The following is a 20742-nucleotide window of genomic DNA, read 5'->3' as shown; positions in this document are numbered from 1 at the left end:
CCTCCTCCATGACCGCGTCCGACGGCCGTCGAGAGGAGAAAAGTGACCAGACAGCGGCTATGTCGAGGTGTACTCACGTCAGAGCCGGTCGGCGATCGAAACGCCTGACGTTATGCCCTAATTTGGCTGTTATGGGTGTGGGTTGGTGGGGGCGGTCTCGTCCTGACACGACTACACCTCGGCCAGGGCGAGCATTCGCCCCTTTGGGCCCCTGATCGGCGCCATTTCGTGGTCTCTCAGCCCCGGACGGGGGTCAGCCGCGTGATCGAGGAGCGCGTAGCGATCGATGGCGGCTTATGACCAGCCCCAGACGGGCCGCAGACGCCGAGACGGAGAAGCGCGTAGCGATCTGGCGCGCCACGCCGGAGCGGGGGCCGAGCATCGCCGATACGGCTGGTTGTTTGCCTTCCGCCCGGCCCGTTCTTTTGGGGGTTTCCCGGCAGTCCTTGTCTTTCCGTGGCGGGACGGCCTGTCAAGAGTGGAGCGAAGCGACATCGCGCAGCGACGCGACGAAGGAGCGCTCTTGACAGGCCGTTTCGACACGGAAAGACAAGGACTGCCGGGAAACCCCCAAGCCCTCTCTGATTCCGCCCGGCCGAAGTCCCGCCTTCCCCCGGCCCCGCCCGTCCAGGCAAAGCGGCTCGCGACCACTTCCCCCGAGCGGGGCCCGAAGACGCAAAACCCCCTCCCGTGCGGGCGCCGGCCCCCACCCACCCGCACTCGGGGGCGGGTGGGCAAACGCTGTCCCGGGAGGGGGCTCGAGGGGGGTGAAGTCCCGCGCGCGGGAAGCCGTACCCCCGCCCCTACAGGTAGTCCTCCAGGCGGCCTATGCGGTAGCCCTGTTCCTGGATGCGCTGGAGCATGCGGGTCGTCATCTGGATCTCCGTCGAGCCCTTGAGCTCGGAGGGGCCGCGGAAGTGGGCCAGGATGATGTCGCCCGGTTTGAGGGCCGAGCCCTCGGCGTACTGGAAGTTGTTGATCTGCATCGAGACCTTCCACAGCACCACGGACGAGACTCCGCACTCCGAGGCTGCTCGGAGGGTGTCGTCGTTGTAGTTGCCGAAGGGCGGGCGGAAGAGCGGTGGGCGCTTGCCGAAGCGCTTCTCCAGGCGCTCCTGCTGGCCGCATATCTCGCGCTTCTGCGCCTCGTAGGAAAGGGTCCGCAGATTCGGGTGGGTCAGGGTGTGGTTGTTTATCGTGCTCGCGGAACCGTTGTCGCGGAGCTTCTCGAAGTGGCCGTAGTCCGAGGCCGCCACACTGTCCGTCAGGAACATGCTGATCGGCAGCTTGAGATCGGCCGCCATCTTGAGGAACTCGGGGTCCTTCTCGGCACCGTCGTCGAAGGTCAGGAACACGACCTTCTCGCCGGCCGGGACGGGTATTCGGTCTATGACCGGCACCTTGCCGGGGGCCGCCTTCGGTATCTGCGGCTTCTGCGCGGGCTTCGGCGCGTACTGGACGGGGGCGGTCAGGCCCCATTTCTTGTACGCCTCGTCCGAAGCGGCGTTGGGAGACCCGGTGTCTGCAGACGGGGCCGCCGGGCCGGTGCTGGAGCCGGTGCCCCCGCTCTCGTTCGCCGGCTTCTCTTCCGCCGTCTTGCGACCCAGCCGCTCGATGGGGTCCACACTGTCCCCGCACCCCGTCAGGGACAGCGCGAGCACGCCGGCGGCGAGCGTTCCGGCTGCGAACCGGCGCGCGGGTCCTCGCCGCGCAGTTGCGTGGCGGCGGAGTCCTCTGTGCATCTGTTACGTCCTGCGCTTTCTGCGGTTGTCCGTGGCGGGAGTCGCACCGACCCGGTTCGGGCTCGGCACACACGCGGAAGCATGGACGGCCGAGCCCGCACACATCTTTCGACCACATCTAAGAAGCCGGCAGATAGTCCTCCAGCCGTGCCACGGCATACCCCTTGTCCGTGACGGTCTTCATGACATGACGGATCATGTCAGGCATCGTGCCCTTCCAGTCCTCCTTACCGCGGAAGTGCGTGAGGATGATGTCACCGGGGTGCAGATCCCGGTCCCACTCCCGGTAGTCCATCCGGTTCGTGAACGCCTCGGCGTTCCACAGCGGGACGGCCTTGATGCCGCAGGACTTCGCCGCCTTCAGCGTGTCCTGGTTGTAGTTGCCGTACGGCGGCCGGAAGAGGCTCGGGCGCTTGCCGAACTCCTTCTGGATCGTGTCCTGCTGACCGCAGATCTCCTCGCGCTGCTTCTCGTACGAGAGCGCCGGCATGTAGCGGTGGTTGAGCGTGTGGTTGTTCAGCGTGACGCCCGCGGCCTGCATCTGCTTGAAGTACGGGTAGTTGTCGCGCACGAGGTAGTCGCTGAGGAAGGCCGTGTACGGGATCTTCAGCTCCTGCATCATCTTCAGGAACTCGGGGTCCTTCTCCGCACCGTCGTCGATGGTCAGGAAGACGACCTTGTCCTCCGTCGGAACGGTGGTGAAGACCGGCGGCAGGTTCTCCTGGTCCTCCACCTCGAAGCCGTCGCGGGTGGTGATCTCCGGCTTCGTCTTCGGCGCCGCCGGGGCGGTGAGCGGCGTCTTGGCCAGGCGCCACTTCTTCGCCGCGGCGATGCGCGCCTGCTGGGCCGCCTTCAGCTGCTCCGCCTGCGAGACGACGGCGCCGGCCGCGCCCTCCGCGCCCTTGGCGGTCTTGGCCTTCCCGGCCTTCTCGGCCTCGCCGGAGCCGGTGGAGCCGCACGCCGTCCCGAGGGCGGCGACGAGCAGGGCAGCCAGTGCCACCCCGAACCGGCCGTGCGGGATCGCCGCATACCGGTGACCGTGTTGCGCCTTATCTTCCTTTTGTCCGACTAGCTGCATAGCTGCGCATACTGGCACCTGGGAAGCGGCCTCCCGGGAAGACACCGCGAGGGGCCGCGCACCTTCCTCCGAGTGGCCCACAGACGGGCCCGGGGCCGGCCCCCGGCAGGAACGCGGCCGGGCACACGGCCGGGCCCGCACCGGGCCGCGCACCGGCCGTCGCCGACAATGGAGGCGTGACCCCCGAAGACTTCGCCGCCCTCCTCACCCCCGAGGGCCGCGCCCTCCTCGACGCGCTCCGCGACTACGACCCCGCCCAGGAGCTGGCCGTGGCCACCCGGCTGCGCCGCGAGCACCCCGCCGGGCTGGTCTCGGCCGCACTCGGGCAGGCCAGGCTGCGGCAGCGTGCGGTGGCGAAGTTCGGCGAGGAGGACGCCTTCCGGATGTACTTCACCTCCGGCGGCGGGGAGATGGCCACCCGCGCCTCCGTGGCCTCGTACCGTGCCCGGCGGCTGGCGGACCTCGGCGTGCGCAGCGTCGCCGACCTGTGCTGCGGCATCGGCGGGGACGCGCTCGCGCTGGCGCGGCTCGGCATCCGGGTGCTCGCGGTCGACCGCGACCCGCTGACCTGCGCCGTCGCGCGGGCCAATGCCGAGGCGCTGGGCCTGGCGGACCTGATCGAGGTCCGGGAGGCCGATGTGACGGAGGTGGACACGTCCGGCTGTGACGCCGTGTTCATCGATCCCGCCCGGCGCGGCGGACGGGGGCGGGTCTTCGACCCGGAGTCCTACTCGCCGCCACTGTCCTGGGCCGTCGCCGCCGCCCGTACGGCCGAGTACGCCGCCATCAAGATCGCCCCCGGGATCCCGCACGAGGCCGTGCCCGAGGAGGCCGAGGCGGAGTGGATCTCCGACCAGGGGGACGTGAAGGAGGCCGTGCTCTGGTTCGGCACCGCGCCCGGTACGGTGCGCGCCACCCTGCTCCCCGGGCCGCGCGGGCTGCACACCGCCGATCCGCTGCCGGATCCGGAGGCGGGGCCGGTGGGCCGCTGGCTGTACGAGCCGGACGGCGCCGTGATCCGCGCGCACCTCGTCGCGGAGGTCGCCGAGCAGCTGGACGGCCGGCTCATCGACCCGACCATCGCCTACGTGACCGCGGACGAGCTGCGCGCGACGCCGTTCGCGACGGCGTACGAGATCACCGACGTGCTGCCGTTCGGTCTGAAGAAGCTGAAGGCGCTGCTGCGCGAGCGCGAAGTCGGCGTCCTGACCGTGAAGAAGCGGGGTTCGGCGATCGAGCCGGAGGAACTGCGCAAGAAGGTCAAGCCGCAGGGGCCGAACTCGGCGACGGTGTTCCTGACGCGGGTGGCGGGTGCCCCCTCGATGCTGATCGGCGCCCCCGCCGTGCCGCCCTCGGCGGAGCCCGCGCGCTGACCCGGCCGAACGGCTGCCGTGACCGTCGCCCGTGGGGAAGCGCTGACGGACGGCGCCGCGGCCCCGCCCCGTGAGCCGCGGGGGCGGTGTCGGACCCTTGTCCTAGCCTCGGCTGTGGGGGACCCCCACCTCGTTCCGTCGCACCGCCCCGGGAAGGCAGTCACCATGGCCTCGGCTCCGCAGAAGATCACCACGTTCCTGATGTTCGAGGGCAGGGCGGAGGAGGCGATGACCTTCTACGCCTCGCTGTTCGACGACGCCGAGATCGTCGACATCAGCCGGTACGACGCCGAGGGTCCGGGCGAGGCGGGCACGGTGAAGGTCGCCACGTTCGCGCTCGCCGGGCAGCGGTTCATGTGCATCGACAGCCACGTCAAGCACGGCTTCGGCTTCACCCCGGCGATGTCGCTGTTCGTGGAGTGCGAGAGCGCGGCCGAGCTCGACCGGCTCTACGCGGCCCTCGCCGAGCAGGGCTCGGAGTTGATGCCGGTGGGGTCGTACGGGTTCAGTGCCCGGTTCGGCTGGGTGAACGACCGCTTCGGCGTCTCGTGGCAGCTGAACCTGGCGTCCTGAGCGGGCCGGCCTCCCGACCGCGCGGCCGGCCTGCCTAGTGCTTCGGCCGGAAGGCGCGTACGGCCCAGCGGTAGTGGGTGACCGCCTTGGCGAGGCCCAGCAGGCCCGTGATCCACATGATCTGGCCCGTGCCCATGGTGTACGCGATCTCGCCGTACGCCGTCGGGTCCGGGCGGGCCGAGACCGCGGCGGCGAAGGCCACCCACAGCCCGGCGCCGCCGAGTGCGAGCGAGGACAGCAGCCAGACCAGGCTCATCCCGGGCGCCCGGAGCCTGGCGTCGGCGACCGGATCCGGGTCCGACTCCAGCCAGGCGTAGAGCAGTTGCCGCACCTGCCGGTCCTGCCGGATGCCCCGGGCCAGCCAGAACGCGGCCGGGATCAGCACGCCCACGCCGAGGACGGCGTAGATGAGGCCGTGGACGTACGAGAACATCTCGTGCCGCTCCAGGGCCATCCAGGCCATGGCGACGAAGGCCCAGCCGAGTACGAAGACGGCCGCGACGGCCCACAGGAGCAGCAGCCGTCCGATGCCCAGGCTGCGCCGGCTCAGGTCGTTCAAGAACCGCGCGCGGTCGGCCCGCAGGACGGCGTCGTCGAGCCAGGCGCGCAGATGCGCGGGCGGCGGCAGGGGCGGCAGGGCACTGCGAGGCATGCTCATGACCATATCTGCACCGCCCGCCCTCCCTACGGCGTGGTCTCGACCGACTCGAAGCGCCAGCGGTGCACCGCCCGCGTGATCAAGTCGGCGGCGGGCTCCGGAAGTTCGGGGAGCTGCGCCGCCACGCCCTCGGGCGCCTCCCACCAGGTGATGACGAGCACCCGGTCCTGCGGGGCTCGGAACACCTCGCGGCGCACCGGTTCCCGGGCGAGGACCTGGGCCCGCGCCCACTCCAGCAGCTCGTTGCCCCGGCCGTCGGCGGCCCGGGCCTCCCACATCAGCGCGACGGTGCTCACGAGTACAGGTTGTCCTTGCTCAGCTCGTGCACGTGATCGTGATCGTGATCGTGGGAGTGGGAGTGCCCGGCACCCGGCACGTGCGGGTCCGTCACCGGCAGGGAGGAGTCCGCCGACAGGTCCCAGTCCGAGGCCGCCCGGTTCCGCTTGACCATCTCCGCGCCCAGCGCCGCCACCATCGCGCCGTTGTCCGTGCACAGCTTCGGCCGCGGCACCCGCAGGATGATGCCCGCGGCGTCGCAGCGCTCCTGTGCCAGCGAACGCAGCCGGGAGTTGGCCGCCACGCCGCCGCCGATCATCAGGTGGTCGACGCCCTCGTCCTTGCACGCGCGGATCGCCTTGCGCGTCAGCACGTCCACCACGGCCTCCTGGAAGGACGCGGCGACATCGCGCACCGGGACCTCCTCGCCCGCGTTCCGCTTCGCCTCGATCCAGCGGGCGACGGCCGTCTTGAGCCCGGAGAAGGAGAAGTCGTACGCCGCGTCGCGCGGCCCCGTCAGCCCGCGCGGGAAGTTGATCGCCTTCGGGTCGCCTTCCTTGGCGAGCCGGTCGATGACCGGGCCGCCGGGGAAGCCCAGCTGCAGCACGCGCGCGATCTTGTCGAAGGCCTCGCCCGCGGCGTCGTCGATGGTCGCGCCGAGCGGCCGGACGTCGGAGGTGATGTCGGGGGCCAGCAGCAGCGAGGAGTGACCGCCGGAGACCAGCAGGGCCATCGTCGGCTCCGGCAGCGGCCCGTGCTCCAGCTGGTCGACGCAGATGTGCGAGGCGAGGTGGTTGACCCCGTAGAGCGGCTTGCCCAGTGCGTACGCGTACGCCTTGGCCGCCGAGACGCCCACCAGCAGCGCGCCGGCGAGGCCCGGGCCGGCCGTGACCGCGATGCCGTCGAGGTCGCGGGCGCTGACGTCGGCTTCCTTCAGGGCGCGGTCGATGGTCGGTACCATCGCCTCCAGGTGGGCGCGGGAGGCCACCTCGGGCACGACGCCGCCGAAGCGGGCGTGCTCGTCGACGCTCGACGCGATCGCGTCCGCGAGCAGGGTGGTGCCGCGGACGACGCCGACGCCGGTCTCGTCGCAGGAAGTCTCGATGCCGAGGACGAGCGGTTCGTCAGCCATTGCTCTCACTGCTCTCAGTTCGTGCTTGTGCGGGGTCGGTCAGTCGCATGACGACCGCGTCGATGTTGCCGGGCTGGTAGTAGCCGCGCCGGAAGCCGATCGGCTCGAAGCCGAAGCGCTCGTAGAGCTTCTGGGCGCGGGTGTTGTCGACCCGTACCTCCAGCAGCACCTCGGCGCACTCGAAGGCGGTGGCGGCGCGCAGCAGCTCGGTGAGGAGCCGCGCGCCGAGGCCGGTCCCCCACTGGTCGCGGGAGACGGCGATGGTCTGTACATCGCCCAGGTCGCCGGACGCGGCCAGTCCGGCGTATCCCACGATCCGGCCGGTCCCAGGGTCTTCGGCGACGACGTAGCGGCGCGTGCACCGCGGGCCTCGGGCGTGCGCGAGCTCGGACCAGAACATCCCGGCGGACCAGGCGTCGTCGGGGAACAGCTCGTGTTCCAGCTCCAGCACGGGCGCGATGTCCCACCAGCGCATCTCGCGCAGCGTGTGGGAGGCCGCCGGGGTCACGGGGGTCACTGCGGGGTGACCACCTTGTAGTTCTTCGGCACCTGGGCGTCGGGCCGGCGCAGGTAGAGCGGCGTCGGGGGCAGGAACTCCTGTCCGGCCGCCAGCCGTTCCACCGCCAGCGAGGCCAGCGCGGCCGCCGACTGGTGCTCGGGTTCCCGCGCGCCGGTGAAGACGTCCGGGTACAGGAGCGCTCCCTGGCCCACCGCGGGCAGCCCGGCGACCTGGTCGGCGATGTCGGCCGGGCGGTCCACCGCGGGCTCTCCGACGCGCGTGCGCGGGTCTTCGTAGCGCGCCCAGTAGACCTCCTTGCGCCGGGCGTCGGTGGCGACGGCGAAGGGGCCCTCGATCCCGGCGGCCCCGGCGGCGTACGCGAGGCCGTCGAGGGTGCACAGGCCGTGCACGGGCACCCCCAGCACGGCCGCGAAGGTGGAGGCGGTGACGAGGCCGACGCGCAGGCCGGTGTAGGGGCCCGGGCCGACGCCGACGACGATGCCGGTGACGGCGTCGAGCTTCACCCCGGCCTCGGCGAGGACCTTGTCCACGGAGGGCAGCAGCAGCTCCCCGTGGCGGCGGGCGTCGACCTGGTTCGACTCGGCGAGGACGGACTCGCCGTCGTGCAGGGCGACGGTGACGGCGGGCGTGGCGGTATCTACAGCGAGCAAGAGCACGCGAACAGCCTACGACTCCTGCGGCCCCGGCCCTTGCGGCCGGTCGAACGGCGGCCCGGCTGCTACCTTTCGACGCAGGTGTCGGTCCGGTGTTCGGTGCAGGTGACCGGTCCGGTTGACGGGTCGGATCGGAGAGGTGGAGCAAGGTGGCACGCAGCAGCTCGGGAATCGTGGCCGGGCTCACCGCCGCGGCGATCGCCGCGGTCGGGTTCCTCGGCTACCAGGCCTCCGCGACGGCCCCGGCGCATCCTCCGAAGGCGGCCGCGCAGCAGCCTTCCCCCGCCCCGAGCCCGTCGGCCGCGAAGGCGGATCCGGCGAAGCCGGTGGCCGTTCCCGAGGGTTCCGGCACCGGTACGCGCGTCGTGTACTCGGTGGGCCAGAAGCGGGTCTGGCTGGTGGGACCGGACGGGCAGCCGCCGAAGTCGTTCACGGTGATGCCGAGCACGGTGCACCCCAAGGCGGGTACGTACACGGTCGGCTCGCGCTCGGGCACGGTCACCGGTTCGGACGGGGTGCCGATCGAGCACGTCGTGCGGTTCACGAACACGGACGGCGTGGCGGTCGGCTTCAGCGCCCGCGTGGACGGCGCGATGCCGGAGCCCGACCCGAACAAGAAGACCGGCGGCATCCGCATGGCGCGCGCCGACGGCGACGCGATGTGGACCTTCGCGACGATCGGCTCGACGGTCGTGGTCCTGCCGTAACAGGCCGCCCGAAGGTTCACCCGTACGTGCGACTCAGGCCGCTTCGGACTCCGGAGCGGCCTGTTCGCGTACGCCGTCCTCCGGCTCGTCCCCGTCACCGTCCCGTGCGCCGGCCCGCGCGGGCGGCGTCGAGACGGCGGTGGCGGCCAGCCCCGCGGCGAGCAGCGCCCGCATGGACACGGCGGAGGGGCGGGGATCGCGGGGATCGCGCGGTGCTCCTGCTGGTGCCGACATGGCTGCTGCCCTCCTGGGCCCGGGGACGCCGAACTTAGGCATGCCTAAGAAACGCTCGATACCATGTCATCACGAGCGCTGCCGCGAGCGCAATATCTTGCCGACGGGTTGTCGGTACGTCTACTCCGAGAGGGCTCCGACGAGCGCCTCGACCCCGGCACCACCGGACCAGCGCGCCCCGACCCCGCGCACGGACACCTCCCGTACGTCGTCCAGGACCTCCTCGTGGCCGACCGCGCGCGCGATCACCACGTGCAGCCGGTCGTCCGAGAGCTCCTCCACCTTGCCGTCGCCCCACTCCACGACGACCACGGACTCGGGCAGCGAGACGTCGAGGTCCAGGTCCTCCATCTCCTCCAGCCCGCCGCCCAGGCGGTACGCGTCCACGTGCACCAGCGCCGGCCCGCCGGTCAGCGAGGGGTGCACGCGGGCGATGACGAAGGTCGGCGAGGTCACGGCCCCGCGCACGCCCAGGCCCTCGCCGAGCCCGCGCGTCAGGGTGGTCTTGCCCGCGCCCAGCTCGCCGGTCAGCAGGACGAGGTCGCCGGGGCGCAGCAGCCCCGCGATCCTGCGGCCCAGGTCCTGCATGGCGTCCGGGGAGTCGACGGTGATCCGGGCCTCCGTGCCGGCACGCTCCGTGGCCTCGGAGGGCCCGGACTCAGGTGCCGGTGCTGCCTGGCTGCGCTGTGCTTCCAGCGGTACTTCTTCCATGCGGGCCAACGTTAGTCGCTACGGGAACCGTCACGACGCCGGTGCGCGCCAGCAGCTCCATGAGCAGCAGGGTCACGGTCTCCGGGCGTTCGAGCATCATCAGGTGCCCGGTGGACTCCAGGAGCACCAGTTCGGCGCCGGGCAGCGCCTCCTTGATGGCCGTGCTGTGCCCGGGCGGGGTGATCATGTCCTTGTCCCCGGCCATGACGATGACGGGCAGGTCCGCGAAGCGCTGGAGCGCCTCGGCCTTGTCGTGGGTCTGGAAGGCCGGGTAGAACTCGGCGACCACGTCGATCGGGGTGGCCTCGATCAGCCGCTCCGCGAAGCGCGCGACGCCCGGGTCCACGTCCTTGGAGCCGAACGAGTACATCTTGATCATTCCGGCGAACAGGTCCGCGGTGGCCCGGCGACCCTTCTCCACCAGCTCCACCTGCGAGCCGAGCGCCTTGAGCACCCCGGGCAGCAGCCGGCGCACGGCGCCCACGCCGACGGAGGGGAGCCCGTACGTCACCTCGCCGAGCCGGCCGCTGGAGGTGCCGACCAGGGCCACGCCTGCCACCCGCTCGCGCACGAGCTCGGGGTACTGGTCGGCGAGCGCCATGATGGTCATTCCGCCCATCGAGTGACCCACGAGGATCAGCGGGCCCTCGGGGGCGGTCGCGTCGATCACGGCCTTCAGGTCGCGCCCGAGCTGGTCTATGGTCAGCGGCTCGCCGTCCGCCTGGGCGAGGCCGCGCGCGCTGCGGCCGTGGCTGCGCTGGTCCCAGTAGACCGCGCGGACCACTCCGCGCAGGGCGGCCCGCTGGAAGTGCCAGGAGTCCTGGGAGAGGCAGTAGCCGTGGCAGAACACGACGGTGGCCCGGGGGGCGGGCTTGCGCCGCAGCCGGGACCGGGGCCGCGTGGCCTCCTCGGGGAGCTCGTCGACCTCGTAGTGGAGCTCGGTGGCGTCCTCGGCCCGGCAGATCCCCTCCGTCCCGCGCAGGGAGCCGTAGTCCCCGGCGGCGTCGAGTGCGAGGCGCGCCTTCATGCGCATGCCCCGCCCGACCGTGATCCGTTCGACCGCGACTCCGGCCGCCGCGCCCGCGGCCATCACGCCGATCGCGGCCCCGGCCCAGCCGGCCTTGCGCCAGTTCTCGCTCACGCCGCCGCCCTCACTCCGCTCAGTCGCCGAGGTACACCCGGGGCACCCGGCCACCGATACGGGTGACGATCTCATACGCGATCGTGTGTGCCGCCTGAGCCCAGTCCTCGGCGGTGGGTTCACCGCGCTCCGCGTCCCCGAAGATGACGGCTTCGTCGCCGACGCGGACCTGGTCCCCGTCCCCGTCCAGGTCGACCACGAACTGGTCCATGGCGACGCGCCCGGCGACCTTGCGGATCTTCCCGCCGACGAGGACCGGGCCGGCCCCGGAGCCGTGCCGCGGGACGCCGTCGGCGTAGCCGGCGGGGATGAGCGCGAGGCTGGTCTCGTGCTCGGTGACGTAGTGGTGCCCGTAGCTGACGCCGTGCCCGGCCGGGACGGTCTTGACCAGCGCGACGGATGCCTTGAGGGCCATCGCGGGCCGCAGCCCGAGCTGGGCGGGGGTGCCGAGTTCGGGGGCGGGTGACACCCCGTAGACGGCGAGGCCGGGACGCACCAGGTCGAAGTGGGACTCGGGGAGGGTCAGCGTGGCGGGCGAGTTGGCCATGTGCCGGACCTCGGGCTCGACGCCCTCCTTCTCGGCGTACGCGAGCATGTCGCGGAACGCGGCGAGCTGGAGCCGGATCGACGGGTGGCCGGGCTCGTCGGCGCAGGCGAAGTGCGACCAGACGCCGGTGACGTTCACGGTGCCCTCGGCCTGGGCGGCGACGGCCGCGGTGACCAGTTCCTCCCAGTCGGCGGGCTGGCAGCCGTTGCGGCCGAGGCCGGTGTCGGCCTTGAGCTGGATGCGCGCGGTCCGGCCGGCGGCGCGGGCGGCCTCGCGCACCTCGTCCAGCGCCCACATCCCGCTGACGGAGACGTCGACGTCGGCCTCGACGGCCTCCTGCCAGGGGCCGCCGGGGGTCCACAGCCAGCACATGATCCGGCCCTCGACGCCGGCGGCGCGCAGCGCGAGCGCCTCGTCGGGGGTGGCGGTGCCGAGCCAGGTCGCACCGGCCTGCTGGGCGGCCTTTGCGCAGGCCAGAGCGCCGTGCCCGTAGGCGTCCGCCTTGACCACGGCCATCACCTCGGCCCGGGGCGCCCGGTCACGCAGTGCGCGCACGTTCTCCCGTACCGCGTCAAGATCGATCTCGGCGTACACGCGCATGGCTGTCTCGTTCATCGCCCCCAGTCTCTCAGAACCCCTCCCGCGGCCGGGCGCTGGCGCCACCCCGACCCGCCGGGCGCTGCCGCAGGCGCCGCCGCAGGCCGGGCGGGTGCCGCTGCGCGGGGCCGTCCTCCACCCGCCCTTCCCCCGTTCCCCGGGCTCCGCCCGGACCCCGTCCTGGGGATCCGCCCCGGACCCCGCGCCTCGAACGCCGGAGGCGCATCCGGCCCGTCCGGCGTTCGAGGACCGGAGGTCCGGGGGCAGCGGCGGCGCGCCCGGCGGACGACCGAGCCGGGCCGGTCACGGATGGCGGACGTTGCGCCACGCAGTGGGGAGGGCCTCCGCCACGTCCTGGGCCAGGAGCGGGCCCCCGCTCAGCCGGGCCGACAGCCCGTGGAGGTACGCCGCCGCCGAGCCCGCGTCCACCGCCGCCAGGCCCCCCGCCAGGAGGGACCCCGCCAGCCCTGACAGCACGTCCCCGCTCCCCGCGGTGGCCAGCCACGGCGTCCCCGTCGGGTTCACCCGCACGGGCGCACCCGAACCGCCGGAGGCGACCAGCGTCGTGGAGCCCTTCAGCAGCACCGCCGCCCCGTAACGCCCCGCCAGCTTCCGTACGGCCGCCAGCCGTCCGGCCTCCACCGACTCCCGCGGCACCCCCAGCAGCGCCGCCGCCTCCCCGGCGTGCGGGGTCAGCAGCGTGTGGGCCGTCCGTGCCCGCAGCACCTCCGCGTCCAGTCCGCGCAGCCCGTCCGCGTCGACCAGTACGGGCACGTCCTCCGCCAGCACCTGCGCGACCTCGCCCGCGCGCCCCTCCCCCAGCCCCGGCCCGACCACCCACGCCTGCACCCGGCCGCGCCCGATCAGCGTCTCCGGGAAGCGGGCCAGTACCGCGTCCGCGGCCGGCCCCACGTACCGCACCGCGCCCGCGCCGCCGCGCAGCGCTCCCGCCACGGCCAGCACCGCCGCGCCCGGGTACTGCGCGGACCCGGCGACGATCCCGACCACGCCCCGCCGGTACTTGTCGCTCGAAGCCGTCGGCACCGGCAGCAGCTCCGCCACGTCGGCGTGCTGCAGGGCCTCCGCGTCGGGCCGCGCCGGCAGCTCCAGCCCGATGTCCACCAGCCGCACCGCGCCCGCCCGCGAGGCCCCGGGGTCGATCAGCAGACCGGGCTTGTACGCCCCGAAGGTCACCGTGACGTCGGCCGTGACGGCGGCCCCCGCCACTTCCCCGGAGTCGGCGTCGACCCCGCTCGGCAGGTCCACGGCCACCACCACCGCACCCGCCGGGATCCGTTCCACCAGCGCTGCGGCCGCCGGGCGCAGCCCGCCCCGCCCGCCGATCCCGAGCAGCCCGTCCAGTACGAGGTCCGCCCGCGCGGGAACGGCATCCGCGACCCGGCCCCCGGCGGCCGTCAGCGCGGCCAGCCCGCCCGCGTGCATCCGCTCCGGGTCCATCGGCACCGCGGTCACCCCGGCACCGCGCCTCGCCAGCCGTGCGCCCGCGTACAGCGCGTCGCCGCCGTTGTCCCCGGGCCCGACGAGCAGGACCACGCGCGCCCCGTACACCCGCCGGAGCAGCCCCGCGCAGACGGCGGCCAGCCCGGCCGCCGCGCGCTGCATCAGGGCGCCTTCGGGCAGCCGGGCCATCAACTCCCGCTCGGCGCCCCGTACGGTCTCCACGCTGTAAGCAGTACGCATGGCACCAGCCTGCCCGAAAACACCCGCTACCCCTCGGCGATCACCACCGCGGAGGCGATACCGGCGTCGTGGCTCAGCGAGATGTGCCAGGACTTCACGCCCAGCGCCGCCGCCCGGGCCTCCACGGTGCCCGAGACGCGCAGCCGGGGCTGTCCGCTGTCCTCCACGTACACCTCGGCGTCGGTCCACAGCAGGCCCGCCGGCGCGCCCAGGGCCTTGGCCAGGGCCTCCTTCGCGGCGAACCGCGCGGCGAGCGAGGCGATTCCGCGCCGCTCGCCGCTCGGCAACGTCAACTCGGAGTCGAGGAACAGGCGCTGCGCCATCCTCGGCGTCCGTTCCATGACCTCGCCGAACCGCTCGATCTCCGCCACGTCGATCCCGACGCCGATAATCACAACCCAGCCCCACTCACTCCACGGTCACCGACTTCGCGAGGTTACGCGGCTGGTCCACCTCGTTCCCGCGCGCGGTCGCCAGCTCGCACGCGAAGACCTGCAGCGGCACCGTGGCGACCAGCGGCTGGAGCAGCGTCGGCGTCGCCGGGATCCGGATCAGGTGGTCGGCGTACGGGACGACGGCCTCGTCGCCCTCCTCCGCGATCACGATGGTCCGCGCCCCGCGCGCCCGGATCTCCTGGATGTTCGACACGATCTTGTCGTGGAGGACGGAACGGCCGCGCGGTGACGGGACGACGACCACGACCGGCAGGTCCTTCTCGATCAGCGCGATCGGCCCGTGCTTGAGCTCGCCCGCCGCGAAGCCCTCGGCGTGCATGTACGCCAGCTCCTTGAGCTTGAGCGCGCCCTCCAACGCCACCGGGTAGCCGACGTGGCGGCCCAGGAACAGCACGGTGTCCTTGCCGGCGAGGGAGCGCGCGAGTTCCCGTACGGGCTCCATGGTCTCCAGGACGGTGTCCACGGCCGCGGCGATGTCCGACAGCTCCCGGACCACGGCGCGGATCTCGTCGCCCCACTTGGTGCCGCGGACCTGCCCGAGGTACAGCGCGACGAGGTAGCAGGCCACCAGCTGCGTCAGGAACGCCTTGGTCGAGGCGACGGCCACCTCCGGGCCGGCGTGCGTGTAGAGCACGGCGTCCGATTCGCGCGGGATCGTCGACCCGTTGGTGTTGCAGATGGCCAGCACCTTGGCCCCCTGCTCGCGGGCGTGCCGCAGCGCCATCAGGGTGTCCATGGTCTCGCCGGACTGCGAGATCGCGACCACGAGCGTCCGCTGGTCCAGGATCGGGTCGCGGTAGCGGAACTCGCTCGCCAGCTCCGTCTCGCACGGGATGCGGGTCCAGTGCTCGATGGCCAGCTTCGCGATCATGCCCGCGTGGTAGGCGGTACCGCAGGCCACGATCACGACCTTGTCGACCTCCCTGAGCACCGAGACGGGGATGCGCACCTCGTCCAGGCTCAGCGAGCCGCTCCCGTCGATCCTGCCGAGGAGGGTGTCGGCGACGGCCTTCGGCTGCTCGGCGATCTCCTTGAGCATGAAGTAGTCGTACCCCCCCTTCTCGGCCGCCGAGGCGTCCCAGTCGACGTGGTACGCCCGCACGGCTGCGTCCGAGCCGTCGAAGTTGGTCACGGTGACCCCGTCGCGGCGGAGTTCGACGACCTGGTCCTGCCCGAGCTCGATCGCGGACCGGGTGTGCGCGATGAATGCGGCCACGTCCGAGGCGAGGAAGTTCTCGTCCTCCCCGACGCCCACGACCAGGGGGGAGTTCCGGCGCGCGCCGACGACCACGTCCGGCACGTCCGCGTGCACGGCGACCAGTGTGAAGGCGCCCTCCAGCCGCCGGCACACCTGCCGCATGGCCTCGGCGAGGTTCCCGGTGGCCGAGAACCGCTCCGCCAGCAGGTGTGCGACGACCTCGGTGTCCGTCTCGGACTCCAGCCGGTGCCCGCGCTCGGCGAGTTCGGCGCGCAGCAGGGCGAAGTTCTCGATGATGCCGTTGTGCACGACGGCCACGCGCCCCGAATTGTCCAGGTGCGGGTGGGCGTTGACGTCGGTGGGACCGCCGTGGGTCGCCCACCGGGTGTGCCCGAGCCCCGTGGAACCGGCCGGCAGCGGGTGCCCGACCAGCTCCTTCTCCAGATTGACGAGCTTCCCGGCCTTCTTGACGGACGCCAGCTCCCCGTCGGAGAGCACCGCGACCCCGGCCGAGTCGTAGCCGCGGTACTCCAGCCGCTTGAGTCCGGCGATGACCACATCGAGCGCCGACTGCGCTCCCACGTAACCCACAATTCCGCACATAGGCCGCAGCGTACGCCGTCTCCGGCCGTCTGCCCCGTACCCGAACAAGACGAAAACCCCGCCCCGGCGCATGCGCCGGGGCGGGGTTGACGGTCAGCCGGGCGGGGCTCAGCCGAGCTTCTTGACCTGCGCGTCGACGAGGGCCTTCGGGAACTCCGCGGTGCCCGTCAGGCTGATCGAGCTGAAGGAGGCCACCGTGGAGCCCTTGCGGACGACCGTGACGAGGAGGGTGGCCTTGTCGCCGTCGCCCAGGTCCCCGGTCAGGGACAGGCTCGTGGCCTCGTCACCGCCGGTGACGGCCGGGCCGGCCTTGACGCTCTCGTACTTGGTGGTGTCGCCCTCGGAGGTGGCGCTGAATCCGCCCGCGCAGGCGGTGCCCGCGGCCTTGAAGGAGGCGACGAACTCCTCGGCGCCCTTGCCGTCGTAGGAGAAGAGGCTGGTCGTCGTGGTCGTGACACCGAGCGCGTTCTTGATCGCTTCGAGCTTCTCCGCCTCCGAGGCGCCCGCGGCCGGCTCCTTCGGCTTGGCGGTGAGCGCCGTACGGGCCACACCGGTCGGCGTGCCGACCTTCTGGGTGGCCTGCGCCTGGACCAGGACCTTGCACTCGGGCTTGTCGGTGCTGACCGTGGTCGAGTCGACCTGCTTGAGCTTCGCGGCGGCCTCGGCCTGGACCAGGTACTCGGGCGCCTCGGCCTGGGTGACCAGCAACGGGGTGAGCTCGGCGTCCGTCTTGCCCTTGGCGGCCGGGGCCGCCGAAGTCGCGGCGGGGGCGGACGGCTTGGCGTCCGCCTTCTTGTCGTCCGCCTTGTCGGAGCCGCAGGCGGTGGCCAGCAGGGCCAGGGACACGGCGGAAGCGGTCAGGACGGTACGACGGACAAGAGCGGTACGCACGAAGGAACTCCCCCAGGAATCGCGAACGGAGAACAGCAGGAGCAGCGCCCGCCGGCGAGGCCGGGGCGCGCTTCAGAACTGCGGTAGCTGGCAATGTACCGGTAAAAGGATCACCCATTAGGATCATTTCGCTCGGGCTGCCGATCGTGACCACCACGAGACCGCACGGCGACCGACCCGGTACCCGCCCCCGCACAACCCTCCCGCCCGGCCGTCCGGCTGCACGCGGACGGCTCCCGGGGCCCTCGCCCGCCCCGCCCCCTCCCGTACGGGAGCGGCCCGGTCACCCCCCGTCACAGCGGTCTCCGGCCGGCCCGGACGACACCCCTCATGCGGGCCCCGCACCCCCGCATCCCCGGCGTGGGCCCCCTGTCACGTGACCGACCACACCACCCACAACCGCCTCCGAGCCCCGACAATGGCGGTGTGATCACTTCGCCGCCACGAAGCACGCCTGACAGCGCAACGGAGCGCACCGGCCGGGACGCGCACCCCGTGCGCCCCGCCCACCGCCGGGGCCCCGACGCCTCCCCGTACGTCGATCTCACCCGCGCCGAGTGGAGCGCGCTGCGGGAGCGGACGCCGCTGCCGCTGACCGCGGAGGAGGTGGAGCGGCTGCGCGGGCTCGGTGACGTCATCGACCTGGACGAGGTCCGCGACGTGTACCTGCCGCTCTCGCGCCTGCTCAACCTCTACGTCGGTGCCACCAGCAACCTCCGCGGCACGCTGAACACCTTCCTCGGCGACGCGGGCAACGGCCACGGCGCCCAGCAGGGCACCCCCTTCGTCATAGGGGTCGCCGGCTCGGTGGCCGTCGGGAAGTCGACCGTGGCCCGTCTGCTCCAGGCCCTGCTCGCCCGCTGGCCCGAGCACCCGCGCGTGGAGCTGGTCACCACCGACGGGTTCCTCTACCCGATGAAGGAGCTCCAGCGGCGCGGGCTCACCTCCCGCAAGGGCTTCCCCGAGTCCTACGACCGCCGTGCGCTGACCCGGTTCGTCGCCGACATCAAGGCCGGCAAGGACGAGGTGCGGGCCCCCGTCTACTCGCACCTGATCTACGACATCGTGCCGGGCGAGGAGCTCGTCGTACGCCGCCCGGACATCCTCATCGTCGAGGGCTTGAACGTGCTCCAGCCGGCCCTCCCCGGGACGGACGGCCGCACCCGCGTCGCCCTCGCCGACTACTTCGACTTCAGCGTGTACGTGGACGCGCGCCCCGAGGACATCGAGCGCTGGTACCTGGGCCGCTTCCGGAAGCTGCGCGAGACCGCCTTCCAGAATCCTTTCTCCTACTTCCGCAAATACACCCAGGTCTCCGAGGAGGAGGCCATGGAGTACGCGCAGACGATGTGGCGCACGGTCAACAAGCCCAACCTGCTGGAGAACGTGGCCCCCACCCGCGGCCGCGCCACCCTGGTCGTGCGCAAGGGACCCGACCACAAGGTCCAGAAGCTGAGCCTGCGCAAGCTCTAGCGGCTCTGCGGTGGCTAGGGTGCGCAGATGCTGCATTTGCGGATCATCACCCCGCACCACCTCACCGAGCAGGTGGTGGACCTGGTCCACCGGACGGTCGGAACCACCCATCTCGTCGTGCTGCCCGGCGCCGCCCGCGACCCCGCGGGCGATCTCGTGCTGTGCGACGTCGCCCGCGAGGCGGCCGACGAGCTGCTGCAGGAGATGCGCGCGCTCGGCGTCGACGAGGCCGGTTCGATCGCCGTCGAGAACATCGACCTGTCGATCTCCCGGCGTGCCGACGAAGCCGAGGAGGAGGCGCCGGGCGAGGCGGCCGACGCGGTGGTCTGGGAGCAGCTCTCCGAGTCGACGCACGAGGAGTCGACCCTCACGATCACCTACTGCGTCTTCATGATCGTGGCGACGATGATCGCGGCCTGTGGCGTGGTCCTGGACAACGCGATCCTGATCGTGGGCGCCATGGCGGTCGGCCCGGAGTTCGGCCCCCTCGCCGGCATCTGCACGGGCCTGGTGCAGCGCAGGCCCAGGCTCGCCGCGCGCTCGCTCTTCGCCCTCGCGGTCGGCTTCACGGCGGCCATCGTGGCGACCACCGTCTTCAGCCTGGTGATGAACGCGCTCGGCCTGTTCCACGAGTCGATGCTCGACAGCCCCCGGCCGAACACCAGCTTCGTCTGGCAGCCCGACCCGTTCTCCTTCGTCGTCGCGCTGCTCGCCGGCGTGGCCGGCATGCTCTCGCTGACCTCGGCGAAGGCCGGTGCGCTGGTCGGCGTCGCGATCTCCGTGACCACCGTGCCGGCGGGCGCCAACGCGGCCGTGGCGCTCAGCTACGGGGACCTGGCCCAGATGTGGGGCTCGGGCATCCAGCTCGCGGTCAACCTGGGCGGCATCATCCTGTCGGGCACGCTCACCCTCATCGCCTGGAAAGTGCTGTGGCGCACCCAGCACGGCCGGATGGTCCGGAAGCCGGGTGCGCCACGAGGCACGGAGGGGTCGGCCGGGGCGGGTTAGCCCAGCGCCGACTTCACCACGTCGGCGAGCCGCCCGGCCACCGCGCGGGCCTGCTCGATGTCAGCGGCCTCGACCATCACCCGTACGAGGGGCTCGGTGCCCGAGGGGCGCAGCAGCACCCGGCCGGTGCTGCCCAGCTCGCGCTCGGCGTCGGCCACCGCCGCGGCCAGCTCGGCCGAGGTCGTGACCCGGGACTTGTCCACGTCGGGGACGTTGATCAGCACCTGCGGCAGCCGCTCCATGACTCCGGCCAGCTCCGCCAGGGACTTGCCGGTGGCCGAGACCCGCGCCGCGAGCAGCAGGCCGGTCAGCGTGCCGTCGCCGGTGGTCGCGTGGTCGAGGATGATCACGTGGCCGGACTGCTCGCCGCCAAGCGCGTAGCCGTGCTCCTTCATGGCCTCCAGCACGTACCGGTCGCCGACCCCGGTCTGCACGACCTGGATGCCCGCGCCCTCCATGGCCAGCTTGAAGCCCAGGTTGGACATGACGGTGCCGACCACGGTGTTCTCGCGCAGCTGCCCGGCCTCGCGCATGGCCAGGGCCAGCACCGCGAGGATCTGGTCGCCGTCGACCTCGGCGCCGGTGCCGTCCACGGCCAGGCAGCGGTCGGCGTCACCGTCGTGCGCGATGCCGAAGTCGGCGCCGTGCTCGACGACGGCCGCCTTGAGCAGGTCGAGGTGGGTGGAGCCGCAGCCGTCGTTGATGTTCAGGCCGTCCGGCTCGGCGCCGATCGTGACGATCTCCGCGCCGGCCCGGGCGAAGGCCTCGGGCGAGACGTAGGAGGCCGCGCCGTGCGCCTCGTCCAGGACGACCTTCAGGCCGTCGAGGCGGTTGGGCAGGGCGCCGATCAGGTGGGCGACGTACTTCTCGAAGCCCTCGGTGTAGTCGGAGACCCGGCCGACGCCGGCGCCGGTGGGCCGGTCCCAGGGGGCGCCGGTGCGGTGCTCCTCGTAGGTCGACTCGATGCGGTCCTCCAGCTCGTCGGCGAGCTTGTGGCCGCCGCGCGCGAAGAACTTGATGCCGTTGTCAGGCATGGCGTTGTGGCTGGCGGAGAGCATCACGCCGAGGTCGGCACCCAGCGCACCGGTGAGATACGCCACCGCCGGGGTGGGCAGCACACCGACGCGCAGGACGTCCACGCCCGCGCTCGCGAGGCCCGCGACGACCGCGGCCTCGAGGAATTCGCCCGAGGCCCGGGGGTCCCGGCCGACGACCGCGGTCGCCCGGTGGCCCGCGAAGGTGCCCGCCTCGGCCAGTACGTGGGCAGCCGCGACGGAGAGACCGAGCGCGAGCTCAGCCGTCAGATCCGCGTTGGCGACGCCGCGTACACCATCCGTCCCGAAGAGTCGTCCCACTGTTGTCCTCCCGAGTTTCCGCTTCGCATGTGACCGGTTGTGTCAGGTATTTGCCGCTTGTGGCGGTAAACGAACCGCCCCGGCAGCACAGAGAGTGCTGCCGGGGCGGTTTCGTT

General features: G+C 72.4%; 21 protein-coding genes. 5 read left to right on the top strand and 16 right to left on the bottom strand.

All coding sequences use genetic code 11. The features are described from left to right. Nucleotides 1–803: 803 nt before the first annotated feature. On the bottom strand, nucleotides 804–1742 hold the full coding sequence (locus tag ACIGFK_RS40460; protein ID WP_376660879.1) for a polysaccharide deacetylase family protein: 939 nt from the start codon (nucleotides 1740–1742) through the stop codon (nucleotides 804–806). Nucleotides 1743–1860: 118 nt separating this feature from the next. Then, on the bottom strand, nucleotides 1861–2742 hold the full coding sequence (locus ACIGFK_RS40455; RefSeq protein WP_376660878.1) for a polysaccharide deacetylase family protein: 882 nt from the start codon (nucleotides 2740–2742) through the stop codon (nucleotides 1861–1863). Nucleotides 2743–2996: 254 nt separating this feature from the next. On the opposite strand from ACIGFK_RS40455, the gene ACIGFK_RS40450 reads away from it, so the two are divergent. Together ACIGFK_RS40450 and ACIGFK_RS40445 are read left to right on the top strand one after the other, a co-directional pair. Then, nucleotides 2997–4193 (top strand): methyltransferase domain-containing protein, encoded by a 1197-nt coding sequence (locus ACIGFK_RS40450; RefSeq protein WP_376660877.1) that lies wholly within the window; start codon nucleotides 2997–2999, stop codon nucleotides 4191–4193. Between the two features lie 165 nt (nucleotides 4194–4358). Then, nucleotides 4359–4766, top strand: coding sequence for a VOC family protein (locus ACIGFK_RS40445; protein WP_400055866.1), 408 nt, complete (start codon nucleotides 4359–4361; stop codon nucleotides 4764–4766). A 34-nt stretch (nucleotides 4767–4800) separates the two neighbouring features. Here the strand turns inward: ACIGFK_RS40445 and ACIGFK_RS40440 are convergent, their stop codons facing one another. From ACIGFK_RS40440 to tsaB, 5 genes are read right to left on the bottom strand one after another with little or no spacing between them, the layout of a single operon-like run. Continuing rightward, nucleotides 4801–5418: a hypothetical protein gene (locus ACIGFK_RS40440; protein WP_400055865.1), complete on the bottom strand. Its 618-nt coding sequence runs from the start codon at nucleotides 5416–5418 to the stop codon at nucleotides 4801–4803. A 32-nt stretch (nucleotides 5419–5450) separates the two neighbouring features. After that, the gene (locus ACIGFK_RS40435) at nucleotides 5451–5720 is read right to left on the bottom strand and encodes a hypothetical protein (RefSeq protein ID WP_376660874.1); all 270 of its coding nucleotides are present in this window, start codon (nucleotides 5718–5720) and stop codon (nucleotides 5451–5453) included. Further along, entirely contained in the window at nucleotides 5717–6832 is a 1116-nt protein-coding gene (gene tsaD, locus ACIGFK_RS40430) for a tRNA (adenosine(37)-N6)-threonylcarbamoyltransferase complex transferase subunit TsaD (RefSeq protein WP_400055863.1), read from the bottom strand. Before tsaD ends, ACIGFK_RS40435 begins: the two co-directional genes overlap by 4 nt. Then, a complete protein-coding gene (rimI, locus tag ACIGFK_RS40425; RefSeq protein WP_376660881.1) occupies nucleotides 6825–7307 on the bottom strand; it encodes a ribosomal protein S18-alanine N-acetyltransferase in 483 nt (160 codons plus the stop codon). Before rimI ends, tsaD begins: the two co-directional genes overlap by 8 nt. A gap of 38 nt (nucleotides 7308–7345) precedes the next feature. Next, nucleotides 7346–8008, bottom strand: coding sequence for a tRNA (adenosine(37)-N6)-threonylcarbamoyltransferase complex dimerization subunit type 1 TsaB (gene tsaB / locus ACIGFK_RS40420; protein WP_386471862.1), 663 nt, complete (start codon nucleotides 8006–8008; stop codon nucleotides 7346–7348). Between the two features lie 146 nt (nucleotides 8009–8154). Between tsaB and ACIGFK_RS40415 the strand changes: the two genes are divergently transcribed. Continuing rightward, nucleotides 8155–8712 (top strand): hypothetical protein, encoded by a 558-nt coding sequence (locus ACIGFK_RS40415; RefSeq protein WP_376660871.1) that lies wholly within the window; start codon nucleotides 8155–8157, stop codon nucleotides 8710–8712. A 33-nt stretch (nucleotides 8713–8745) separates the two neighbouring features. Here ACIGFK_RS40415 and ACIGFK_RS40410 read toward each other — a convergent pair whose 3' ends face one another. The 8 genes from ACIGFK_RS40410 to ACIGFK_RS40375 form a co-directional block, all read right to left on the bottom strand. After that, nucleotides 8746–8946: a hypothetical protein gene (locus ACIGFK_RS40410; protein ID WP_376660870.1), complete on the bottom strand. Its 201-nt coding sequence runs from the start codon at nucleotides 8944–8946 to the stop codon at nucleotides 8746–8748. A gap of 120 nt (nucleotides 8947–9066) precedes the next feature. Further along, nucleotides 9067–9657, bottom strand: a complete 591-nt coding sequence (tsaE, locus tag ACIGFK_RS40405; protein WP_376660869.1) for a tRNA (adenosine(37)-N6)-threonylcarbamoyltransferase complex ATPase subunit type 1 TsaE — start codon at nucleotides 9655–9657, stop codon at nucleotides 9067–9069. Beyond that, the gene (locus ACIGFK_RS40400) at nucleotides 9605–10747 is read right to left on the bottom strand and encodes an alpha/beta fold hydrolase (protein ID WP_376660880.1); all 1143 of its coding nucleotides are present in this window, start codon (nucleotides 10745–10747) and stop codon (nucleotides 9605–9607) included. Before ACIGFK_RS40400 ends, tsaE begins: the two co-directional genes overlap by 53 nt. Nucleotides 10748–10817: 70 nt before the next feature. Then, nucleotides 10818–11960, bottom strand: a complete 1143-nt coding sequence (gene alr / locus ACIGFK_RS40395) for an alanine racemase (protein WP_376660868.1) — start codon at nucleotides 11958–11960, stop codon at nucleotides 10818–10820. A gap of 285 nt (nucleotides 11961–12245) precedes the next feature. Next, the gene (locus tag ACIGFK_RS40390; RefSeq protein ID WP_400055860.1) at nucleotides 12246–13643 is read right to left on the bottom strand and encodes an NAD(P)H-hydrate dehydratase; all 1398 of its coding nucleotides are present in this window, start codon (nucleotides 13641–13643) and stop codon (nucleotides 12246–12248) included. Between the two features lie 26 nt (nucleotides 13644–13669). Continuing rightward, nucleotides 13670–14038, bottom strand: coding sequence for a holo-ACP synthase (locus ACIGFK_RS40385; RefSeq protein ID WP_376660866.1), 369 nt, complete (start codon nucleotides 14036–14038; stop codon nucleotides 13670–13672). Nucleotides 14039–14051: 13 nt separating this feature from the next. Then, a complete protein-coding gene (gene glmS / locus ACIGFK_RS40380) occupies nucleotides 14052–15899 on the bottom strand; it encodes a glutamine--fructose-6-phosphate transaminase (isomerizing) (protein WP_386471854.1) in 1848 nt (615 codons plus the stop codon). 108 nt (nucleotides 15900–16007) lie between these two features. Next, nucleotides 16008–16790, bottom strand: a complete 783-nt coding sequence (locus ACIGFK_RS40375; RefSeq protein ID WP_376660830.1) for a hypothetical protein — start codon at nucleotides 16788–16790, stop codon at nucleotides 16008–16010. Nucleotides 16791–17285: 495 nt separating this feature from the next. Here ACIGFK_RS40375 and coaA point away from each other — a divergent pair, with 495 nt between their 5' ends. Beyond that, entirely contained in the window at nucleotides 17286–18263 is a 978-nt protein-coding gene (coaA, locus tag ACIGFK_RS40370) for a type I pantothenate kinase (RefSeq protein WP_376660839.1), read from the top strand. Nucleotides 18264–18290: 27 nt separating this feature from the next. Next, a complete protein-coding gene (locus ACIGFK_RS40365) occupies nucleotides 18291–19271 on the top strand; it encodes a DUF389 domain-containing protein (RefSeq protein WP_376660831.1) in 981 nt (326 codons plus the stop codon). Here ACIGFK_RS40365 and glmM read toward each other — a convergent pair. After that, a complete protein-coding gene (glmM, locus tag ACIGFK_RS40360) occupies nucleotides 19268–20626 on the bottom strand; it encodes a phosphoglucosamine mutase (protein WP_376660832.1) in 1359 nt (452 codons plus the stop codon). The genes ACIGFK_RS40365 and glmM overlap by 4 nt on opposite strands. Nucleotides 20627–20742 lie beyond the last annotated feature (116 nt).

This window comes from Streptomyces sp. NPDC085524 (genome assembly GCF_044541755.1).
In the GTDB taxonomy this organism is placed as follows: Bacteria; Actinomycetota; Actinomycetes; order Streptomycetales; family Streptomycetaceae; genus Streptomyces.
This window is presented reverse-complemented; position numbering and strand designations above follow the sequence as displayed.